General features: G+C 70.3%; 1 protein-coding gene. It reads left to right on the top strand.

Annotated elements, in window-relative coordinates; translation table 11 throughout:
• A partial coding sequence (locus ACZ34W_RS38660; RefSeq protein ID WP_465611185.1) for a condensation domain-containing protein occupies positions 1-1447 on the top strand: 1447 nt, incomplete at both ends.

A 1447-nucleotide genomic window follows, 5' to 3' on the forward strand; every position in this document is an offset into this window, starting at 1 on the left:
CCCTGATCACCGCCGTCCAGCCCTTCGCCCTCATCGGCGACGACGACCGCACGGCCCTCCCGGCCGACATCGTCGACGCCTACCCGCTCTCCCAGGTCCAGACCGGCATGCTCGTGGAGATGCTCGCGGCACAGGGTGGCAACACCTACCACAACCTGAACTCCTTCCTCGTCCCCGACGAAGTCCCCTTCGACGCACCGACGTTCCGCCGCTCCCTCGACACGGTGGTGGCCCGGCACGACATCCTGCGCACCTCGATGCACCTGGACGGCTACAGCCAGCCCCTCCAGCTCGTCCACGCCACCGCCGAGGTCCCGGTCGCGATCCACGACCTGCGTGCGCTCGCCGCCGAGGAGATCGCGGCGCGCAAGCAGGAGTACATGACCTCCGAGCGCGCCCTGGGCTTCGAGCTGGCCGAGGCGCCGCTGGTGCGCATCGCCGTCCACCTGGAGTCCGACCGGGCCTGGCGCCTGACGTTCAGTCACATCCATGCCGTCACCGAGGGGTGGAGCTACCACACCCTGGTGATGGAGATCCTCGCCTGCTACCGCAGCCTGCGGAACGGCGAGCAGCCGGCCGTCTACGAGGTGCCGTCGGTCCGCTACGCGGACTTCATCGCCGCCGAGCAGACCGCGCTCTCCGACCCGCAGACCCAGGCCTTCTGGCAGCAGCTCGTCGACACCCACAGCCCGCTGGTCCTGCCGACCTCCTTCGGCACCCCGGACGCCGGCGTCGAGCAGCTGCATGCCCGGGTGCCCTACACCGACATCGAGGACGGCCTGCGTCGTCTCGCCGGCGAGGCGAAGACGTCGCTGAAGAGCGTCCTGCTGGCCGCGCACCTCAAGGTGATGGGCAGCCTGACGGCCGAGCACGCCTTCCACACCGGCGTGGTCTACCACGGCCGCCTGGAGGCGCCCGGCGCGGACCGGGTGCTCGGTATGCACCTCAACACCCTGCCGTTCCCGACCACCCGGGGCGCGAAGACCTGGCGCGAACTGGTCGAGCAGACTTACGCCACGGAGACCGCCATCTGGTCCCACCGCCGCTACCCGCTGCCCGCCGTCCAGCGCGCCGCCGGCAACTCCGGCGAGCTGGTCTCCGTCCTCTTCGAGTACCTGGACTTCCACGTCGTCGACGAGAACTCCGTCGACCTGGACGGATCGATGGGCGACGGCTCCAACTCGTTCGCCCTCAACGTGATCGTGCGTGGCGGCCGAATCAACCTCGACAGCATGAGCACCGCGATCGACCGGGCGAACCTGAACTCCCTGGGTGAGCGTTACCGGCTGGTGCTGGAGGCGATGGCCGCCGACCCCAACGGCGACGCGACCCTCTCCCACCTGCCCGAGTCCGAGCGCGCCCAGCTCACGACCTGGGCCGCGGGCGACCCCGTCGACTGGCCGCAGGGCCTGACCGTCGACCTGATCGAAGCCCAGGCGCAGGCCAC

The sequence above is a fragment of the Kitasatospora sp. NPDC022856 genome (assembly GCF_055561235.1).